This window comes from Rhodococcus sp. IEGM 1305 (genome assembly GCF_030058635.1).
GTDB classification, from domain to species: Bacteria; Actinomycetota; Actinomycetes; order Mycobacteriales; family Mycobacteriaceae; genus Rhodococcus_F; species Rhodococcus_F opacus_D.
Genome location: NZ_JASHKX010000016.1, coordinates 119,859 through 138,963 on the forward strand (window position 1 = coordinate 119,859; position 19,105 = coordinate 138,963).

Sequence of the window (19,105 nt, forward strand, 5' to 3'; positions counted from 1 at the left end):
GAGTTGAGTAGTCAGCCAGGTGTGCAGTTCCTCGGTCCCCGGCAGCGTGATGCCGCATGGGACAAGCTGCAGACCGAACAGTTCGACGTCGTCGTGATCGGCGGTGGTGTGGTCGGAGCCGGTGCGGCGCTCGACGCGGCCACCCGCGGGCTGAAGGTGGCGTTGGTGGAGGCACGCGACTACGCGTCCGGGACGTCGAGTCGCTCGTCGAAGATGTTCCACGGCGGTCTGCGCTATCTCGAGCAGCTCGAGTTCGGGCTGGTCCGGGAGGCTCTTCGGGAACGTGAACTGTCGCTGACCACCCTCGCGCCGCACCTGGTGAAGCCGCTCAAGTTCCTGTTCCCGATCACCCACCGCGTGTGGGAGCGCCCCTACATGGCGGCGGGCATCTTCCTCTACGACCGCATGGGCGGCGCCAAATCGGTTCCGGCGCAGAAGCATCTGACGCGCGCGGGTGCGCTGCGGATGGCGCCGGGACTCAAGCGCAACTCGCTGACCGGCGGCATCCAGTACTACGACACCGTGGTCGACGACGCCCGCCACACCATGACCGTCGCCCGCACCGCCGCTCACTACGGCGCGGTCGTCCGCACGTCCACACAGGTGGTCGGATTCCTCCGGGAGGCGGACCGGGTCTCCGGAGTGCGCGTCCGGGACTGCGAGGACGGCCGCACCGCGGACGTGAAGGCGCACGTCGTCATCAACGCCACCGGGGTGTGGACCGACGAGATCCAGGCGTTGTCGCGGCAACGCGGCCGGTTCCGCGTCCGCGCGTCGAAGGGCGTCCACATCGTGGTGCCGCGCGATCGGATCGTGAGTGACGCCGCGATCATCCTCCGCACCGAGAAGTCGGTGCTGTTCGTGATCCCGTGGGGCAGCCATTGGATCATCGGCACCACCGACACGGACTGGAATCTCGACCTCGCGCACCCGGCGGCCACCAAGGCCGACATCGACTACATCCTCGGTCACGTCAACAAGGTGCTGGTGACGTCGCTGACCCACGACGACATCGACGGTGTGTACGCGGGTCTGCGCCCGCTGCTCGCGGGGGAGAGCGACGAGACGTCGAAACTCTCGCGGGAACACGCCGTCGCGCGCGTGGCGCCGGGTCTCGTCGCCATCGCGGGCGGCAAGTACACCACCTACCGGGTGATGGCCGAGGACGCCGTGGATCTCGCCGCCGAAGACATTCCCGCGCGGATGGCACCGTCCATCACGGAGAAGGTGCCGCTCGTCGGTGCGGACGGCTATTTCGCGCTCGTCAATCAGACCGTCCATCTCGGGGAGATGTACGGCCTGCACCCGTACCGCGTGAAGCATCTACTGGACCGGTACGGTTCGCTGATCGACGAGGTGCTCGACCAGGCGAGCGGGAAGCCGGAACTTCTCCAGCCCATTACGGACGCACCGGCCTACCTGCAGGTCGAGGTCGTGTATGCGGCGGCGGCCGAGGGCGCCCTGCATCTCGACGACATCCTCGCCCGGCGCACGCGCATCGCCATCGAGTACTCGCATCGGGGTGTGAACTGCGCCGAGCAGGTGGCGCAACTGGTGGCCCCCGTCCTCGGCTGGGACGCCGACGCCGTCGACCGTGAGGTGAAGACGTATCAGGCGCGGGTGGAGGCGGAGGTGCAGTCGCAGGCCCAGCCGGACGACCTGTCGGCCGACGCGTTGCGGGCGGCGGCGCCCGAGTCGCGGGTCGAACTGCTCGAACCACCGGTCAGTGTGTCAGAAATACCTTGATGACCACGATGATCGTCGCGATCACGGCGAGGCCGAACGCGGCGAGGTGCGTGCCGCTCGTGACTCTTTCGCGGCGGAGACGGCTGATCACGTAACTGATCGAGCCGATACGGGCGATCATCACGATCTCGGCGGTCAATTGCGCCGTTCTCGGCTCCAGCCAGCCCAGCAGGGCCGTGCCGAGGATCACGGAAGGCACCACGGCGGACGTCAGGACGGGGACACTGTCCCGGAGTTCCCGTAGGCGTTCGGTGCCGGACAGTGTTCTGCCCAGGCGGAGCGACTGGCCTACCGACTCGGCGAACACGTGGGCGAGAAACGTGGACAAGGCGGCACCGAGGACGATGGCGATGCCCAGGGTCTCCTGGGATTTGGTCACCGGGATGAGCGCGGCGAGCACCAGGATGTTGCCGTAGATGTAGGCGCTGATGCGGCTCGCCGCGTGGTCGGGCGACAGCGGTTCGTCGCCGATCAGCGGCGGGCGATTCAAGAGCCTCGGAAGGTCCCAGTCCATCCTCCGAGCATTCCACGATCTCGTCGGTCAGCGGGTGTGGACGAGCGATTTCGGGGCGTGGGTGGCGACGACTCCCGACAGAGCCATGACGACGAGGGCTGCGACAGCGATGTATTCCATGTGACCGAGCATCGTCCCGGAACCCGTGAGCGGTGTGGGCGTTGTCTGTGAGCTCCCTGGGAACTCAGACCTTCGGGCTGTAGTGCTGGGGGTCGTCGCGCCTGCCGAGCGGGGGAAGATTGCGTCGGGGTGTGTGGACGAGCGGAGCGTGCGCGGGGGCGCGTCCGGTCTCGCGGTCCCAGCCAGCGCGGGCGCGCGGGTGGTAGCGGTAGCGCCAGGGCACGAGCCGGAAGACGGCGCCCACGGCGCGGCCGGCGAGGGTGTGCAGGCGCTCGTCGCGTGTGGTCCAGCGGTAGCCGAGGAGGTCGCGGACCGGTTGGTCGTACATGCCGACCGTCAGCCACACGAAACCCTTCGCCACCGGGATGCGGAGGATCGCCCAGATCGGGTCGGGTAGCCACGACAGGAACGGGGGAACGCCGAGACCGGACAGGTCGAGGACGTCGCGGGTGGCCTTGTTGTCCTCGAGGACGTTGCGGCACATGTGATCCCAGTACTCCTGGAACGCCTCCCAGGTTTCCGGGACGGGGCGCATGCTCATTCCGTACAGGCGGTACCACTGGATGTGCTCGGTGAACAGCCGGCGCTTCTGGTCTTCGGTGAGGCCACCCATGAAGTGGTCGCCGGTGAGGATGGTGCCCATGAAGAACGTGGCGTGCGCCCAGTAGAACGTGTCGGGGTCCAGGGCGTGGTACCTGCGGCCGTGTTTGTCGATTCCCTTGATGGTGTCGTGGTAGCCCCGCACCTGTTCCGCCGTCTGCTGGGCGCGGTCGCCGTCGAAGACGACACCGCCGATCGGGTACAGCGACCGGTAGAGCCGCTCCCAGCGTTCGTCGAAGAAACGGGAGTGTTCCTCGACGCCCGCGCCGAGTCCGGGATGCATGTTCTGCATCGACCCGGCCCAGACGCCCTGCAGCATTCCGCGCCAGTCGCCGAAATACTTCCAGGTCAACGAGTCGGGGCCGAGGGGGACGGGGGCGGAGGCAGGGACGGGCGTACCGTCCGCATTCAAGTGACTACGCACGTTGTCAGACTAGGATCTGACAACGCGCGTAGTCAAGGATTGGGGCGAGAAGAATGACGCTGGAGGACCGGCGGGAAGCACGGCGGAATTCGCTACTCCGCGCGGGCATCGCGCTGCTCGGCGCCCCGGACGGGCCCGCGGTGAACGTGCGCGCGGTCTGCCGCGCCGCCTCGCTGACCGAACGGTACTTCTACGAGTCGTTCCGGGACCGGGACGAGTTCGTGCGCTCGGTCTACACCGCGGTGGGCGACGAGGCGCAGGCCGCCCTCGTGGAGGCGGTGGCGTCCACCGAGACCGCGCGGGAGCGCGCCGAGGCCGCCGTGGACGCGTTCGTGAAACTCATGGTCGACGATCCCGCGATGGGACGGGTGCTGCTGCTCGCACCGTTGTCGGAACCCGCGCTGAGCAGGCGGGGCATCGACCTGATGCCCGGCTTCGTCGCACTCGTGCACGACCAGCTGTCCGCCGTCGACGACGAGGTGGAGAAGCAGCTCGTCGCGGTCGGTGTGGTGGGAGCTCTCACGACGCTGTTCATCGGATATCTCGACGGAACTGTTGCCGCGTCGCGCGAGCAATTCGTCGCTCATTGCGTCACTCTGGTGGTGGAGGCAAACAAGGCCGGCCACGAGTGAGGTGCGCATGCCGTTCCAGGTATCCGTGGACGATCCGACTCGCCCGCAACCCGAGCTTCGGGTACTCGACCGCAAGTTCTTCCAACTCGTCGGCGAGTTCGTCTACGTCCACGGCGACACGGTGGTGACGGTGCCCGGCTGCGCCCCCATGCCGTGCCTTCTCCGCACGGATCTGGCATCGATCCCCGCGCCGCTGCAGGGCCTGCTCACCCCGTACGGGCGGCAACTACTTCCCGCGATCATGCACGACGACCTCTGCAAACGTGCGAGTGCACAGGGACGGGAGGGAAACACGCTGCGCCGGCGCGCGGACGAACTGTTCCGGCTCGCCCTGCTCGACGAGGGCGTCGGACCGTTCCGCAGCCGCATCTTCTGGGTCGGCGTCGAGGTCGGCCGGTTCTGGACGTTCACCGACGTCGCCCGGTTCCTCCTCATCGCGCACCAGGTACTCGGAATGTTGTGCTGGGTGGTGGGCGTGCCGTGGGCGACGGCGACCTCGCACTTCGGCCTGGCCGCGCTCTTTCTCGTGGTTCCGGTCGTGCTGTCGCTGTTGTGGCGCAGAGACTTTCCCGTCGCGCTACTCGGGTGCATCCTCCTGCCCGTCATCGCGCCGACGTATCTGCTGACGATCGCCACGGCCGCGGTGCTGTGGGTGCCGGACGGTGCCGCGTGGTTGCTCGGCCGCAGACGGACTCGCAGGCCGCCGCCGCTCGGGCCGCCGACCACGGTCCTTCGCTAGCCCACCACCGGGGGCTGGCAGTGCGTGCAGAAGAAGATCTGCTGCTGACCGAGGTCGTGGCCTTCGATCACCGTGCCGCAACGGCGGCAACGCTTTCCGGCCCGCCCGTACACCCACGGCCGATGGCGGACCGAGTTGTTCTTGTCGATGTGAATCATCCGATGCGCGAGCGTGACCAGCGCGGGCAGGTCGGCCACCTCGCTCGACGGGGTGTAGGGGTGGACGCCGCGGAGGAAGCACACTTCGTTGCGGTACACGTTGCCGAGACCGGCCAGGTTGCGCTGATCGACCAGGGCGAGACCGATGGGCTGGTCGCCGGCCGCCCGGAGATTGCGGATCGCGGCGGCCGCGTCCCAGTCCGGCCCCAGCAGGTCGGGACCGAGGTGGCCGACCGCGGACTCCTCGTCGTCACGCTCCAGGATCTCGGTGATGCCCAGCGAGAATCCGACCGCCACCCTGTCTTCGGTGGCGAGCACGATCCGGGCCTGGTGAGTGGGACGCCGCCACTTCGTGTCCGGCGCGTAGATATGCCACGCGCCTTCCATCTTCAGATGCGTGTGGATCGAGTAGTCGCCGACCCGGATGAGGAGGTGCTTCCCGCGGCTGACCACCTCGTCGACGAGCCGGCCGGACAGGTCGACGGTGGCGTACCGGGGGACGCGCACGTCGCAGCGGGTCAGCACCTTGCCCTCGAGGGCGTCGCGAAGCGAGTTGGCGGTGCGCCAGACGGTGTCGCCTTCGGGCATCTCAGGCTCGCAACCGGAATCCGCGAGGGGTGGGCGAGAAACCGGCCTCGGTCAGGATCGGCGCGAAATCGCTGCCGTGGATGGTGTCGCCGTCGACCTTCTCGACCACGATCTTGTCGATCCCGCCGCGCTTGACCACGCCGGCGAGCGTGACCGCCGCGGTGCGGAGCACACCGGGGTCGTCGGTGAAGGTGAGGATCGTGCGCCCGCCGCGTTCGACGAACAGGATCAGTTCACCCTCCACGAGCACCACCAGGCCGCCGGCCTTGCGTCCCGGCCGGTGCGCGGGCGCATCGTCGCCGCGTTTCGGCCAGGGGAGAGCCGCCCCGTACGGGTTGGCGGGATCGCTGGCGGCGAGAGTCACGGCGGGCAGGGTGGTGTGCCTGCCCTCGAGCGAGTCGCCGTAGCTGCGGAGTCGGTCCACCACGGGCGGAGTGGAGAACTGTGCACCGCCGAGCGACTCGACGAAATGTCCGCGCCGGCAGCGGCCGTTGTCCTCGAACGTTCCCAGGACCTTGTACATCAGCGCGAATCCGCCGGGCACGTTCTCGGTCATCACGGACCCACGCGTCACCACCCCGTACCGCTCCAGCAGCAGTTCGGCGGTGGCGCTGGCACGCAGCGTGGCATCGGATTCGGCGGCGGGGAGTATCGACCACCGTCCCCCGACCGTGGGCGGTGCGGTGCGCACCGGAACCGTCAGGCTGCGGTACGCGCGGGCCCGCGGGGGTCGTCGCGGCGACCGGTGGCTCGTGGTGGTCCTGGACGTGTCCGACAGCAGGGCGCGGACCGGGGCGAGCGTGTCGTTTCCGATGTGGCCCAGCCACACCAGATCCCACAACGCCGTGGCGAGTGCGGTGTCGTCGGACATCTCGAGGGTGTCCGCGAGTTGCCGGAAGAAGTACGCGCCGCCGCCGGACAGCGTGTCGAGCACCCGGCGCTGGATATCGGACAGGTCCGACTCCGCGGGCGCGGTCAGTGTGAGCGGTGCGGTGTCGGCGGGGTGGAGGCACACCCACCCGTCCTTTCCGGAGATGCTGCCCGCGCCCGACCACAGCACCTCGCCGGTGGAGGTGAGTTCGTCCAGCATGGCGGGGGAGTAGTCGGCCACCCGGGACGGCAGGATCAGTGACTCGAGTGCCGAGGCGGGCACCGGAACACCGGCGAGCTGTTCCACCACGGTCGCGACGCCGTCGATGCCGCGCAACGTGCCCCCCACATGCTGCCAGCCCGGGAGGAAGCGGCCGAGCGTCGCGGTGCTGACCGGTTCGACCTCCTGACGCGCCGCGGCCAGCGAGCGCCTGCGGAGACGCCGCAGAACCTCGGCGTCGCACCATTCGCTCCCCGTCGCGCCGGGACGGAACTCGCCCTCGACCACCCGCTTGCCCTGCGCGAGCCGCTGCAGCACGTCGCGGGCCACCGCGGAACCGAGCCCGAATCGGGCGGCGGCGTCGGTGATCGTGAACGGACCGTGGGTGCGGGCGTACCGGCTGATCAGGTCGGCCAGCGGATCGTCGACGGGTTCGATGAACGCGGCGGGAACACCGATGGGCAGCGGCACCCCGAGCCCGTCGCGCAGGCGCGCCGCATCCTCGATGGCCGTCCACCATTCGCGACCGGCGAAGGAGACGGCGAGCGCCCGCCTCGCGCGGACGAGTTCGTCGAGCCAGGGGATGGGATCGCTGGTCGACCGTGCGGCGACCTCGTCGGAGGTGAGCGGACCCAGGAGGCGCAGCAGGTCGGCGACGCCCTCGAGATCCTTCGCCTTGCGGTCGGGAAGCAGACGTTGGAGTTCGAGTTCGGCGTGGGCGATGACGTCGGCGTCGAGCAGTTCGCGCAGTTCCACCCTGCCGAGCAGTTCAGCCAGCAGCGTCGAATCCAGGGACAGGGCCGCCGCCCGGCGTTCGGCGAGCGGGCTGTCGCCCTCGTACATGAACTCGCCGACGTAGTTGAACAGCAGCGCGCCGGCGAACGGTGACGGCGACTGCGTCTCCACCTCGACGATGCGGATCTGGCGACGCGCCAGCCGGCGGAGCAGGTCCTTCAGGGCCGGTAGGTCGTACACGTCCTGCAGGCACTCGCGGACGGTCTCGAGCAGAATAGGGAACGTCGGATACTTGCGCGCCACGTCGAGAAGCTGGGCGGACCGCTGCCGCTGCTGCCAGAGCGGTGCACGCTTTCCCGGTGTGCGGCGCGGCAGCAGCAGCGCCCGGGCCGCGCACTCACGGAACCGGGACGCGAACAGCGCCGACCCGCCGACCTGTTCGGTGACGATGTCCTCGATCTCGTCGGTGTCGAAGGCGAAGAGGTCGGCGCCCGGCGGGGTGTCCTCGGTGTCGGGAAGACGCACGATGATGCCGTCATCGGACGCCGTCGCGTTCGAGTCGAGGCCGTATCGCTCGCTCAGCCGCGCACTCACGGCCAGCGCCCACGGTGCGTGAACGCGCTGGCCGTACGGCGAGTGCAGGATCAGGCGCCAGTCGCCGAGCTCGTCACGGAATCGTTCGACCACCAGGGTGCGGTCGGTGGGGACCTGCCCGGTGGCGGTCTTCTGCTCGGCGACGAGCTGAACGAGATTGTGCGTGGCGTTGTCGTCGAGCCCGCCGGTGCGGCAGCGTTCCTGTACCTCGGTCTCGTGCCCGAGTGAGATCTCCCGCAGGAATTGTCCCAGCGCCTCGCCCAGTTCTGCCGGCCTGCCGAGACCGTCTCCGTGCCAGAACGGCAGCCGTCCCGGCTGCCCGTACGCGGGGCTGACCAGCACCCGGTCGAACGTGATCTCCTCGATCCGCCAGCTGGTGGCCCCGAGTGCGAAGACGTCGCCGACCCGCGATTCGTACACCATCTCCTCGTCGAGTTCGCCGACGCGAGATGCCTTCTCACCGACCATGTAGACCGTGAACAGACCGCGGTCGGGGATGGCGCCGCCGGACGTGACCGCCAGCCGCTGCGCGCCGGGGCGTCCCGTGAGTGTGTTGGCCTCGCGGTCCCAGACGAGGCGGGGCCTGAGCTCGGCGAACTCGTCGGACGGGTAGAGGCCCGCGAGAAGGTCGAGGGTGGACTCGTACGCCGAGCGCGGCAGCGTCGCGAAGGAACCGCTGCGCCGGACCGTCTCGAACCAGTCGTCCACGTCGAGCGGTTCGAGTGCGGTGGCCGCCACCGTGTGCTGGGCGAGGATGTCGAGCGGGTTGGCGGGGACGGCGAGCGCCTCGATCTTCCCGGTGACCATGCGCTCGACGGTGACGGCACAGTGCACGAGATCGGTGCGGTGCTTCGGGAACACGACACCCCGGGAGATCTCCCCGACCTGGTGTCCGGCGCGGCCGACCCGTTGCAGGCCGTTCGCCACCGACGGTGGTGCCTCGACCTGGATCACCAGATCGACCGCGCCCATGTCGATTCCGAGTTCGAGGCTGCTCGTCGCGACCACGCATCGCAGCCGCCCCGACTTCAGGTCGTCCTCGATAAGGGCCCGCTGGTCCTTGCTGACCGACCCGTGGTGGGCGCGGGCGAGCAGGGGGTCCGCGCCGAAATTGACCTCGGACGGCGTGCCGATCTGCGAGGCCGGTTTCGGGTTCTTGTCGACGGCGGTCCCGGCGCGTTCGGCGTAGATCTCGTTGAGCCGCGCGGTCAGGCGCTCGGCGAGGCGCCGCGAGTTGGCGAACACGATGGACGACCGGTGCGCGAGGACGAGGTCGACGATCTGTTCCTCGACGTGCGGCCAGATCGACCCCGCCTGCGGGGTCGCCGACGCGGAACCCTCGGCGGGTTCGGCGAGGCCGAGTTCGGTCATGTCCTCGACCGGCACCTGCACGGTGAGGTCGAACGTCTTCGGCGACGGCGGTGCGACGATCCGGATGGGCGCCGAACCGGACAGGAACCGGCCGACCTCCTCGTGCGGGCGCACCGTCGCAGACAGCCCGATGCGCTGCGCCGGGGTGGCGAGAAGCTGGTCGAGGCGTTCGAGCGACAGGGCCAGGTGGGCGCCGCGCTTGGTGCCGGCCACCGCGTGCACCTCGTCGACGATGACCGTGTCGACCTGGGTCAGCGTCTCACGCGCGGCGGATGTGAGCATGAGGAACAGCGACTCGGGGGTGGTGATGAGGATGTCGGGCGGATTCTTGATCAGGGCGCGCCGGTCACCTGCCGGTGTGTCGCCGGAGCGGACCCCCACCGAGATCTCCGGCGGCGAGAGCCCGAGCCGCTTGGCCGTCTGCGTGATCCCGACGAGCGGGGCGCGCAGGTTGCGTTCGACGTCGACACCCAGGGCCTTGAGCGGGGAAATGTAGAGGACCCTGGTCTTGCGGTCCTTTCCGTCGGTGGCGGCGAGTTGGTCGAGGGACCACAGGAACGCGGACAGCGTCTTGCCCGAACCGGTCGGGGCCACGACGAGCGTGTGCGCGCGGCTGGCGATCGACTCCCACGCACCGAGCTGCGCGGCCGTCGGCGCCGGGAAGGCGCCGTCGAACCACTCGCGGGTGGCAGCGGAAAACCTGCCCAGGACGTCGGTCACCGTTCCATAGTGCACCGAGGGTACGACAGGCAGTGGGAACATACCGTCCGGTCTCTGGAATCCGTCCGGTCTGGGATGTTCACCCCCGACGTGGCACGGGCGCTGCGTCGGGACTCGCGTCGTTTCTGCTCTCGGTCGGCGCCGGAATGCCGACGACGGTCCCCTCGATGCTCAGTGGTGAGATTCCGCGGAGGCACTGTCCGGCACGCGGCGCGCGGCCGTACTCGCCGACAAGGCCGTGCAATCGACGGGCGAGCTCATGCAAGGAAGTTCGCGTTCTCCGTCGGATCGTCGCACGAACGCGGGCAGACGACTACAGGCTCCCGCGCAAGCGCCTCGTCGGCACTGCGATCCGCTTCGTGCGCCTCGATCGGCGAACTTGTCGGTGGGGCGCAGTATTATTCGCACATGAGTTCGACCGGGGGGTTGGCGGCAGATCAGGTGATGGAACACCTGACTGCGTTGGACGATGCCGTGTCAGGCCTGCTCGACGCAGACCTCAATGCTGTGTCGGATGCTGATGTGGTGCTGATCATGCAGCAGCTCGAGAAGTCCCTCCGCCGCGCCGGTGCAGTCTCGCTGCGGCTGATCGTCGAGAGTGCCGAACGCTCGTTACCCGCGACGCTCGGTTGCAACTCACTGAACAAGCTCCTGGTCGAGGTGCTGCGCGTGTCGGCGGCAGACGCGTCGGCACGGGTAGCGGCCGCCCGCCACCTCGGTCTGTTTCATACAACTTCGGGCGAGCAGATGGAGGCAGCGCTGCCGGAAACCGCATCCGCGCAACGGGATGGCGACATCGGTGCCGACCATGCACGCGTAATCCGGAAAATCATGCGAAAGATCCCGCATGCGGTCACCAACGCCGACGTCGCATTGGCTGAGTCGATCCTGGCGCAGTGTGCGAGAGGAGGTACGCCCGAAGATGTCGAGAGTGCCGGCCACCGCCTCCTCGCTCATCTCGATCCCGACGGAAACCTGGGTGACGATCGTGATCGCTCTCGGCGGCGCGGTGTTTCGTTGGGCCGTCAAGATTCCGAACTGATGTCGAAGATCTCCGGTGAGCTCGACCCCACAGCGCGCGCTCTGCTCGACCCGGTTCTCGCGAAATGGGCTCGCCCCGGCATGAACAACCCGGAAGACCCGGAGTCACCGTCCGGCGACGCCGAGAATCCGTCGATCGACCGTGAAGCACTGGTAGCGGCAGCAGCGCGTGACACTCGCACTGCTGCTCAGAGAAACCATGACGCCCTCAGCGCGATATTCCGGGTCATGCTGGAATCCGGGATCTTGGGCCGGCATCGGGGTCTGCCCGTCACGGTGATCATCACAATGACCCTCGACCAACTCGAGAAGGCGGCGGGCGGCGTGACCACCACGGCCACCGGCGGACTCCTTCCCCTCGACGACGCGCTGAAGCTCGCCGAGCGCGCCCACCCGGTGCTCGTTCTGTTCGACCACGACGGCCGGCCCCTGCATCTGGGACGGCGCCGACGAGTGGCAAGCGCGGATCAACGCCTCGCTCTCATCGCCGCCGAAGGCGGGTGCACACGACCTGGTTGCGCGGCCCCGGCCAGCATGTGCGCGGTGCACCACGTGCAGGAGTGGCGCAACGGCGGATACACCGACATCGACTCACTGACGCTCGCGTGCGATGCCTGCCACGCCCAGGTCCACGACGGGCCTACAGGCTGGGCGACCACCAGCGCGCCAGCCGGTGACACGTATGCGGGGCGCACCGAATGGATTCCACCACCGCACATCGACCCGGACAGAAACCCACGAATCAATCACCGACATCACGCCGGTGAGCTGATCGCTCGCGCTCGCCGGAAAGCCCGTGACCGGGCACGAGCCGTGGGCGGAGTGCCCTCACCGTGCGCCGCCCCTCACACTGTCGTGAGTTCCGCTGTCGCCGGAGCGAACGACGGCGACGGCAACTCGACGGTGGCGGGCTCGTGCTCGGAGACCACCACGTAGGCGCCCACAGCGAGTAGCGCCAGAGCAACTGCGCGGATCATCCTGAACACGTTGTCTCGCTTCGGTCGAAGGGGCGGTGTGTCACGGGTGTAGCCGTCAGACCGTAGACGAGGGCACCGACAGCTACGGTGGAGGGAGGAGTATTCGGAGCACGCCGCGATCGTCTGGTCTCGCGACGCCGACGTCGAGCGTCTTCGGCGACACCAAGCGTTCCGGCCGCTGGTTGCTCGCCGTGAAGACACTGGCCCTGCTCGTGTTCGGGGACGTGAAGCTCGACCTCCGGTCGGCCGTGATCGGCGCCCGCACGTCGACGATCACACTCGTCACACTGTTCGGTGACAGCGCCGTCACCGTTCCGGAGGGCGTGCATGTCGAGGTGGGTGGTTTGGACCTCTTCGGCGACCGCGAACTCGACGCCGGTGCACAGGATCCCGGGCCCGGAGCCCCGACGATCCGCATCGTGTCGTACTCGCTGTTCGGTGACCTGCGGGTCCGCACCCGCTAGTCGCGGCCGAGGCGCTCCAGCAACGCCGACTTGATCGCCGGACGTCCCGCCGCGACGAGCGTGAAGGTGGCTTCACGCATCAGACGTTCGGCGGTGTTCCCGGCGAGCAGTGACGAGCTGCCCTTCGCTGTGACGAGGGCGGTGGCGGTGCGGATGGCGAGTTCCGAAGCGCGGGCCCGTGCTTCGGCGATCTCCGCCCGGCCTTCGAGGGCGGCGTTGAGGTCGAGTCGTGCCCGGGCGGCCTGCTCTTCGAACGGGTCGGCGTCGACGCCGAGAGCCTCCAGTTCGCTGATCGCCCGCCGGGTGATCCCCATAGCCATGCACCCGTTGATCCACGACCCGAACAGCTGGCTTTTCGCGAAATCCTCGGGGGAGACGACGGCACTCACCAGATCGCGTGGCACGGCGAGCCCGTCGAATTTCAACCGGACCGTGTTGGACCCGCGGGCCGCGATCAGCGGGAGTTCCTCGGCGGTGAGTCCCCGAAGTGGTTGTGCGGGAATGATGACGTGCACGATGGAGTCGTCGAATTCGTCGCGCGCCGACACCTGAAGCAGATCGACGATCCCCCAGCCGGTGACGAACGGCGACACCCCGTCGAGCACGTAGCCGTCGTCGACGCTGCGTGCCCACAGCGTGGGCGGGACGGGAATCGCGCCGGCCAGGGCGACACCGGCCCGCACGGTGCCGTCGACGAGTCCGTCGAGATAGCGATCCTGCAGGGCAGTGTTCGGGGACGCGGCGAGACCGGCGACGACGCCGTGATGCTGCATCCACGTGAACGCCGTCGCGAGGCAACCACCGCACAACGTCTCCATCACGTCGACCAGCACCGACGGTGTCACACCTTCTTCGCCCGGTGCCGCGAGTCCGTAGAAGCCGTCGGCGGCGAGAGTCTCGAAGTGACTGTCGGGAATCTCGCCGTCGGCATCGACGCTGTCGGCCACCGGGAACAACACGTTCTCGGCAATCTCACGCGCCATCTCGGTCCAGTTGCTCACGCCCCGAGAGTAGCCGGTCGACGCCGCCGATCAGGTGAACTCCACCCCCTGCGCGAGCGGGAGTCGATCGGAGTAGTTGACGGTGTTCGTCGCGCGACGCATGTACGCCTTCCATGCGTCGGATCCGGACTCGCGTCCGCCGCCCGTCTCCTTCTCGCCGCCGAACGCCCCGCCGATCTCCGCACCCGACGTGCCGATGTTGACGTTCGCGATGCCGCAGTCGGAACCGTCTGCCGCAAGGAATCTCTCGGCCTCTCGCTGATCGGTGGTAAAGATCGACGACGAGAGGCCTTGGGGCACTTCGTTGTGCAACGCGATCGCCTGATCGAAGTCGTCGTAGGTGAGGACGTAGAGGATCGGTGCGAACGTTTCCTCCTGCACCACCGACGTCTGCGCGGGCATCCGGACGAGGGCGGGCGAGACGTAGTAGGCGGAGTCGCTACCTCCGCTGCGTTCGCCGCCGCAGACGACGGTCCCGCCGTCGGCGCGGGCCTTGTCCAACGCGGTCTGCATGGCCTCGAACGCGGAGCCGTTCACCAGCGGACCGACGAGGACGCCGTCGTCGAACGGATTCCCGACCTTTAACTGGCCGTACGCCGAAGAGATGCGCTGCACCAGTTCGTCGGCGACGGACGAGTGCACGATCAGCCGGCGCAGTGACGTGCAGCGCTGGCCCGCGGTGCCCGCGGCGGAGAAGACGATTCCCCGCACGGCAAGGTCGAGATCGGCGGACGGGGCCACCACCGCTGCGTTGTTGCCGCCCAGTTCGAGCAGGCATTTGCCGAACCGCGCGGCGACGCGCGGACCCACGGCGCGACCCATCCGCACCGACCCGGTGGCGCTGACCAGAGCCACGCGTGCGTCGTCGACGAGACGCTCACCGACGTCCCCCGCGCCCTGGACCAGGGCATGGATCCCCGCGGGTGCACCGACGTCGCGGGCGGCGCGCGCCAGCAGTGCATCGCAGGCGATTGCGGTGAGCGGAGTCCGGTCCGACGGCTTCCACACCACCGTGTCGCCGCAGACCAGCGCGACGGCGGTGTTCCACGACCACACGGCCACGGGGAAGTTGAACGCGGAGATCACCCCGACGACTCCCAGCGGGTGCCACGTCTCCATCAGCCGGTGTCCCGGACGTTCCGACGCCATCGTCCTGCCGTACAACTGGCGTGACAGACCGACCGCGAATTCGCAGATGTCGATCATCTCCTGCACTTCGCCCTGCGCCTCGGACGGAATCTTGCCCGCCTCGAGGGTGACGAGTTCCGCCAGATCCGTCTTGTGTTCCGTGAGAAGCTGACCCAGGCGACGCACCACCGCGCCGCGCTGGGGTGCGGGGACGGTACGCCACTCGAGAAAGGCCTCGTGCGCCGCGGTGATCGCCCGGTCCACGTCGTCCGCGCTGCTCGCGGTCACCGTGCGCAGTTCGGTCCCGGTGATCGGGGTGCGCGCGACGAGCGGTCCACCGGCGTCGGTGATCTCGGCGCCGCACCGGATCAGTGCTTCCTCGGCGCGTCGGCACAACTCCTCGGGGGCGGGAAGGTTCACGATGCTGTCCTCTCTCGGATTCGATCCTGCTGCTGTCGGTGGAGCGTGAACGGGTCGTGCACGGGCCGGCCGAGTGTCTCGGCGAGCCGCGGTCGGTGGGTGAAGTACGCCGGCGCCCTCGTCTCGCGTTCGGCTTCCGCGCCCGGGCAACGCGGGCGCGGAGCTCTGACGTTTCGACCATGAGGCACCTCCGCTGGGCTAGCCTGCGCTGGTGGTGGATTCTTTTCGTAGCGACGCACCCCATACTCCTCTCGACGACATCGATCGGGTACTGATGCAGGAGTTGGTGGCCGACGGCCGGGCGACTCTGGCGACACTCGCCGAGAAGGCGGGGCTGTCGATCTCCGCCGTGCAGTCCAGGGTGCGCAGGCTCGAGGCCCGCAAAGTGATCCGCGGGTATACCGCGAAGATCGATCCGGATGCGCTCGGGCACGGTCTGTCCGCATTCGTCGCGATCACCCCTCTCGATCCGTCGCAGCCCGACGATGCCCCCGCCCGGTTGCGGAACCTCCCCGCGATCGAAGCGTGTCACTCGGTCGCGGGGGAGGAGAGCTACGTGCTGCTGGTGCGCGTCGCCTCCCCACGGGAGCTGGAACACCTGCTGCAGGAGATCCGTGCCACCGCCAACGTACACACGCGCAGCACCATCATCTTGCAAACATTTTACGACAGGTGAGCTCTGTTCCGGATATGTTGCTGAATCGTCGCCGGTTCACAGGAATTTTGACGTAACCTCTCGGTATGAGCACAGCGATTCGATTTACCGGAGATGGGGGCGAGCTGCCGGCGAGCCAGGTGCACGACGTGCTGCGCGAGCGCATTCTGGTCGACGGTTTCGACCTGGTGCTCGACCTGGAACGCTCACGCGGTACGCATCTCGTCGACCAGCGGGACGGCACCAGCTATCTGGACATGTTCGGATTCTTCGCCTCGTCGGCGCTGGGGATGAACCATCCGGCACTGGCGGACGACGACGCCTTTCGCCGAGAACTGGCGGCGGCGGCGATCAACAAACCGAGCAACTCCGACATCTATACCGTCCCGATGGCACGGTTCGTCGAGACGTTCGCCCGGGTGCTGGGCGATCCCGCACTGCCGCATCTCTTCTTCATCGACGGTGGCGCACTCGCCGTCGAGAACGCTCTGAAGGTGGCGTTCGACTGGAAGAGCAGGCTCAACGAGAGCCGAGGCCTCGACCCGGCGCTCGGCACGAAGGTGCTCCATCTGACCGAGGCGTTCCACGGGCGCAGTGGATACACCATGTCGCTGACCAACACCGAGCCCGGCAAGGTGGCGCGGTACCCCAAGTTCGACTGGCCGCGCATCGACTCCCCATACCTCGCGGACGGGCGGGACGTCGTGGAAGCTGAGCGCCACGCGCTGGACCAGGCGCGGCACGCGTTCGCCGAGAACCCTTCGGACGTGGCGTGTTTCATCGCCGAACCGATCCAGGGTGAGGGCGGCGACCACCACTTCCGCCCGGAGTTCTTCCAGGCGATGGAGGCGCTCTGCCGGGAGAACGACGCCCTCTTCGTATTCGACGAGGTGCAGACCGGGTGCGGTCTCACCGGCACCGCCTGGGCGTACCAGCAGTTGGGAGTGCACCCGGACGTCGTCGCGTTCGGCAAGAAGACTCAGGTCTGCGGCATCATGGCCGGCGGCCGGGTGGACGACATCCCCGACAACGTGTTCGCCGTGAGCTCCCGGATCAACTCCACCTGGGGTGGCAACCTCACCGACATGGTGCGGTCCCGCCGGATCCTCGAGATCGTCGAGGAGGACAGGCTCGTCGACCGAGCCCGGATGACCGGGGCGCATCTCCTCGAACGACTGCGGGAACTCGCACGCGCGAACGCCGAGGTGACCGAGCCGCGGGGACGCGGCCTCATGTGCGCCATCACGCTCTCCACCCCGCAGCGGCGGGACCGCGTCGTCGCCGACCTCCGGGACCGGGAGCGGGTGCTGATCCTGCCGACCGGCAGGCGCGGGATCAGGTTCCGCCCACCTCTGACGGTGACGACCGCCGAACTCGACGCCGCCGTGGATGCACTGGCCCGAGTGCTGGGCGGTACCGTCGACGCATGACGCCGATACCGCTCACGTCCGTGCCCAATCTGCGAGACGTCGGTGGCTACCGAACCCGGGGCGGCGCGAAAGTACGCACCGGCGTGTACTTCCGTTCGACCGATCTCAGCCGGGTCACGGACACGGACATGCCGCTGCTCGACGGCCTCGGGATCCGGACGGTGTACGACCTGCGCACCGCGGACGAGCGTGACGCGGCACCCGACACACTCCCGGACGGGGCCCGCGCCGTCGCGTTGGACGTCCTGGCCGACAAGGGGATCCGGTCGATTCCCGCGCAGATGCTCCAGGTGATCGCCGACCCGATGATCGCCGAACGGGAACTCGGCGGCGGGCGCGCGATCGAATACTTCGAGGGCAGTTACCGCGACTTCGTCGTGATGCCGAGCGCGGTCTCCTCGTACCGGGAGTTGTTCGGCGGCCTGGCCTCGAACGACAACACGCCTGCCCTCGTGCACTGCACCACCGGCAAGGACCGGACAGGATGGGCCACGGCGGCACTGCTGCTGCTCCTCGGAGTCAGCGAGGAAGACGTGTTCCACGACTACCTGCTGACCAACGAACTCCTGCTTCCGTCGTTCGCGGGCGTGTTCGAGAAGTTCGTCGACGCGGGTGGAGATCCGGCGTTGCTTGAGCCCGTGCTCGGAGTCCGCGAGCAGTATCTGGAGGTGTCCCTGGCCGTCATGCGGGAGCAGTACGGGACCGTCGAGCGGTACTTCTCCGACGGACTCGGCCTCGACGCCGGGGTTCAGACCCTGCTGCGGGAGCGCATGATCGCGGACTGAGCGGACAAGCCGAGCGCCACACCGACCATGTCGGCGCAGAGATCCCAGACCGAGCCGTGCCGGCCGATCGGAAGCACGCCCTGCAGAATCTCGGTGATCACCGCGAACGCCGCGAGCCAGAGCACGGTGATCCGTGGCGTCAGGAGCGCATACCGGGAGGCGGCCGCCAGCGCCGCGAACAGCAGGGCGTGCACCACCTTGTCGGCATGCTCGGGACCCGACGGCGTCGCGGACGCCGGGGACAGCAGCATGACCAGTGCCAGCACGGTGAGGGCTGCCACCGGAACGGATCGCATACTCACCGCTGGACCGTCAACCCCAACGCGCCCTCCGCAAACCGTTGCACCGCATCCGATCCGCTCGCGAGTGCGTCTTCGTGGCCGGTGCGCGCCCAGCCGGTGAGGGTGGCGGAGTCCCCGGACGGAGTGAGCCCCACCTCGGCGAGCAGTTCGCCGGTGTTGGGCTGGCAGATCGCCCACGAATAGTGCTCGTCGCTCAGCCACTGCGCGGTGCGGCGGGCGACGTACTCGGGTTCGGCGATTCCACCGTCCGCGAGCGCCGGACGATCGTCGACCCGTTCGTCCGCCCGCAGCGCGCGCAGGTACCAGCCACCCGCATTGACCTCGACAGGTTCCACGTCAGCGGTCCCGGTCTCGGCGGCGATCCCGGCCGTGGCGGTCGTCGCGGGTGCCGAACAGGATGGCGCCGGCGGCAGGGATCATCAGGAAGAACAGCCAGCTGTTGTCGACAGGAACGACGAAGAACAGCACGAGAGCGACGAGCGGGATCACCGACATCACGATGCGACGCCAGTTCTGGTCGTTGTCGGCACCGGCCGATTCGGCCTTGGCGGGGGTGCCGACCGCGGTCGCGGGGAGGTCGGTGAACACTCGATCGAGCTCGCCGCGGGTGCTGGCGTTCGTGACCGCGAGACTGCGCTCGTCGAATTCGGGGACCGTCAGACGGCCCGCCGCGAAATGTTCGCTCAACACGTTCAGGGCCTGCTCGCGTTCGGCAGTGCCGATGCGGATCTCGGGAACGTCAGACATGCGTACAGACTACTGTGAGTCCTTCTCGACCCCCGGGGGCCGAGAAGGACTCACGAGTGGTGCAGGCGCCTATTTCAGTTCGGCGAGGACGGTGCCCTGGGTGATGGCGGCGCCGGGTTCGACG

17 protein-coding genes are annotated in these 19,105 nt (G+C 68.4%); 8 read left to right on the forward strand and 9 right to left on the reverse strand.

The window, feature by feature from the left end:
- Window positions 1-3: 3 nt before the first annotated feature.
- Window positions 4-1,746, forward strand: coding sequence for a glycerol-3-phosphate dehydrogenase (gene glpD / locus QM693_RS21930; protein WP_280782712.1), 1,743 nt, complete (start codon window positions 4-6; stop codon window positions 1,744-1,746).
- Here glpD and QM693_RS21935 read toward each other — a convergent pair.
- Together QM693_RS21935 and QM693_RS21940 are read right to left on the reverse strand one after the other, a co-directional pair.
- Window positions 1,724-2,260 carry a hypothetical protein gene (locus QM693_RS21935; RefSeq protein WP_283353420.1) on the reverse strand — a complete coding sequence of 179 codons (537 nt, stop codon included), beginning with the start codon at window positions 2,258-2,260 and terminating at the stop codon, window positions 1,724-1,726. The genes glpD and QM693_RS21935 overlap by 23 nt on opposite strands.
- Before the next feature lie 184 nt (window positions 2,261-2,444).
- The gene (locus tag QM693_RS21940; RefSeq protein ID WP_283333044.1) at window positions 2,445-3,404 is read right to left on the reverse strand and encodes an oxygenase MpaB family protein; all 960 of its coding nucleotides are present in this window, start codon (window positions 3,402-3,404) and stop codon (window positions 2,445-2,447) included.
- Between the two features lie 53 nt (window positions 3,405-3,457).
- Here QM693_RS21940 and QM693_RS21945 point away from each other — a divergent pair, with 53 nt between their 5' ends.
- Together QM693_RS21945 and QM693_RS21950 are read left to right on the forward strand one after the other, a co-directional pair.
- Window positions 3,458-4,036, forward strand: a complete 579-nt coding sequence (locus tag QM693_RS21945; RefSeq protein WP_283353421.1) for a TetR/AcrR family transcriptional regulator — start codon at window positions 3,458-3,460, stop codon at window positions 4,034-4,036.
- A 7-nt stretch (window positions 4,037-4,043) separates the two neighbouring features.
- Window positions 4,044-4,775, forward strand: a complete 732-nt coding sequence (locus QM693_RS21950; protein WP_283353422.1) for a DUF1353 domain-containing protein — start codon at window positions 4,044-4,046, stop codon at window positions 4,773-4,775.
- Here the strand turns inward: QM693_RS21950 and QM693_RS21955 are convergent.
- On the reverse strand, window positions 4,772-5,521 hold the full coding sequence (locus QM693_RS21955) for a DNA-formamidopyrimidine glycosylase family protein (protein WP_283353423.1): 750 nt from the start codon (window positions 5,519-5,521) through the stop codon (window positions 4,772-4,774). The two genes, QM693_RS21950 and QM693_RS21955, sit on opposite strands and share 4 nt — an antisense overlap.
- A gap of 1 nt (window position 5,522) precedes the next feature.
- On the reverse strand, window positions 5,523-10,073 hold the full coding sequence (locus tag QM693_RS21960) for an ATP-dependent helicase (RefSeq protein WP_502942659.1): 4,551 nt from the start codon (window positions 10,071-10,073) through the stop codon (window positions 5,523-5,525).
- 366 nt (window positions 10,074-10,439) lie between these two features.
- Here QM693_RS21960 and QM693_RS21965 point away from each other — a divergent pair, with 366 nt between their 5' ends.
- Window positions 10,440-12,008, forward strand: a complete 1,569-nt coding sequence (locus QM693_RS21965) for an HNH endonuclease signature motif containing protein (RefSeq protein WP_283353425.1) — start codon at window positions 10,440-10,442, stop codon at window positions 12,006-12,008.
- 232 nt (window positions 12,009-12,240) lie between these two features.
- Complete coding sequence (locus tag QM693_RS21970) at window positions 12,241-12,513, forward strand: LiaF domain-containing protein (RefSeq protein WP_283353426.1); 273 nt, start codon at window positions 12,241-12,243, stop codon at window positions 12,511-12,513.
- Here QM693_RS21970 and QM693_RS21975 read toward each other — a convergent pair.
- A complete protein-coding gene (locus QM693_RS21975; RefSeq protein WP_280782722.1) occupies window positions 12,510-13,514 on the reverse strand; it encodes an acyl-CoA dehydrogenase family protein in 1,005 nt (334 codons plus the stop codon). The genes QM693_RS21970 and QM693_RS21975 overlap by 4 nt on opposite strands.
- Window positions 13,515-13,544: 30 nt before the next feature.
- Window positions 13,545-15,062 carry an L-piperidine-6-carboxylate dehydrogenase gene (amaB, locus tag QM693_RS21980; protein WP_280782723.1) on the reverse strand — a complete coding sequence of 506 codons (1,518 nt, stop codon included), beginning with the start codon at window positions 15,060-15,062 and terminating at the stop codon, window positions 13,545-13,547.
- Between the two features lie 211 nt (window positions 15,063-15,273).
- On the opposite strand from amaB, the gene QM693_RS21985 reads away from it, so the two are divergent.
- The 3 genes from QM693_RS21985 to QM693_RS21995 all read left to right on the forward strand — a co-directional run bounded on the left by QM693_RS21985 (window position 15,274) and on the right by QM693_RS21995 (window position 17,932).
- Complete coding sequence (locus QM693_RS21985; protein WP_011598229.1) at window positions 15,274-15,738, forward strand: Lrp/AsnC family transcriptional regulator; 465 nt, start codon at window positions 15,274-15,276, stop codon at window positions 15,736-15,738.
- A 65-nt stretch (window positions 15,739-15,803) separates the two neighbouring features.
- The gene (gene lat, locus QM693_RS21990) at window positions 15,804-17,147 is read left to right on the forward strand and encodes an L-lysine 6-transaminase (protein ID WP_283353427.1); all 1,344 of its coding nucleotides are present in this window, start codon (window positions 15,804-15,806) and stop codon (window positions 17,145-17,147) included.
- Window positions 17,144-17,932 (forward strand): tyrosine-protein phosphatase, encoded by a 789-nt coding sequence (locus QM693_RS21995; protein ID WP_283353428.1) that lies wholly within the window; start codon window positions 17,144-17,146, stop codon window positions 17,930-17,932. Before lat ends, QM693_RS21995 begins: the two co-directional genes overlap by 4 nt.
- On the opposite strand, the gene QM693_RS22000 is transcribed toward QM693_RS21995, so the two are convergent.
- Genes QM693_RS22000 through QM693_RS22010 form a run of 3 tightly spaced genes read right to left on the reverse strand, consistent with a single transcriptional unit; the run spans window position 17,896 to window position 18,981 of the window.
- A complete protein-coding gene (locus QM693_RS22000; RefSeq protein WP_280782731.1) occupies window positions 17,896-18,228 on the reverse strand; it encodes a VanZ family protein in 333 nt (110 codons plus the stop codon). The two genes, QM693_RS21995 and QM693_RS22000, sit on opposite strands and share 37 nt — an antisense overlap.
- A gap of 2 nt (window positions 18,229-18,230) precedes the next feature.
- A complete protein-coding gene (locus tag QM693_RS22005; RefSeq protein WP_105424002.1) occupies window positions 18,231-18,569 on the reverse strand; it encodes a hypothetical protein in 339 nt (112 codons plus the stop codon).
- A gap of 1 nt (window position 18,570) precedes the next feature.
- On the reverse strand, window positions 18,571-18,981 hold the full coding sequence (locus tag QM693_RS22010; RefSeq protein WP_283353429.1) for a DUF1707 SHOCT-like domain-containing protein: 411 nt from the start codon (window positions 18,979-18,981) through the stop codon (window positions 18,571-18,573).
- Between the last annotated feature and the right edge of the window lie 124 nt (window positions 18,982-19,105).

What these genes read in the sequence shown, in the direction of transcription:
- QM693_RS22000 (WP_280782731.1), bottom strand. Translation starts at nt 18,228, where the DNA reads ATGCGATCCGTTCCGGTGGCAGCCCTCACCGTGCTGGCACTGGTCATG.
- lat (WP_283353427.1), top strand. Translation starts at nt 15,804, where the DNA reads ATGAGCACAGCGATTCGATTTACCGGAGATGGGGGCGAGCTGCCGGCG.
- QM693_RS22010 (WP_283353429.1), bottom strand. Translation starts at nt 18,981, where the DNA reads ATGTCTGACGTTCCCGAGATCCGCATCGGCACTGCCGAACGCGAGCAG.
- QM693_RS21995 (WP_283353428.1), top strand. Translation starts at nt 17,144, where the DNA reads ATGACGCCGATACCGCTCACGTCCGTGCCCAATCTGCGAGACGTCGGT.
- QM693_RS21965 (WP_283353425.1), top strand. Translation starts at nt 10,440, where the DNA reads ATGAGTTCGACCGGGGGGTTGGCGGCAGATCAGGTGATGGAACACCTG.
- QM693_RS21955 (WP_283353423.1), bottom strand. Translation starts at nt 5,521, where the DNA reads ATGCCCGAAGGCGACACCGTCTGGCGCACCGCCAACTCGCTTCGCGAC.
- QM693_RS21935 (WP_283353420.1), bottom strand. Translation starts at nt 2,260, where the DNA reads ATGGACTGGGACCTTCCGAGGCTCTTGAATCGCCCGCCGCTGATCGGC.
- QM693_RS21960 (WP_502942659.1), bottom strand. Translation starts at nt 10,073, where the DNA reads ATGTTCCCACTGCCTGTCGTACCCTCGGTGCACTATGGAACGGTGACC.
- QM693_RS21950 (WP_283353422.1), top strand. Translation starts at nt 4,044, where the DNA reads ATGCCGTTCCAGGTATCCGTGGACGATCCGACTCGCCCGCAACCCGAG.
- QM693_RS21945 (WP_283353421.1), top strand. Translation starts at nt 3,458, where the DNA reads ATGACGCTGGAGGACCGGCGGGAAGCACGGCGGAATTCGCTACTCCGC.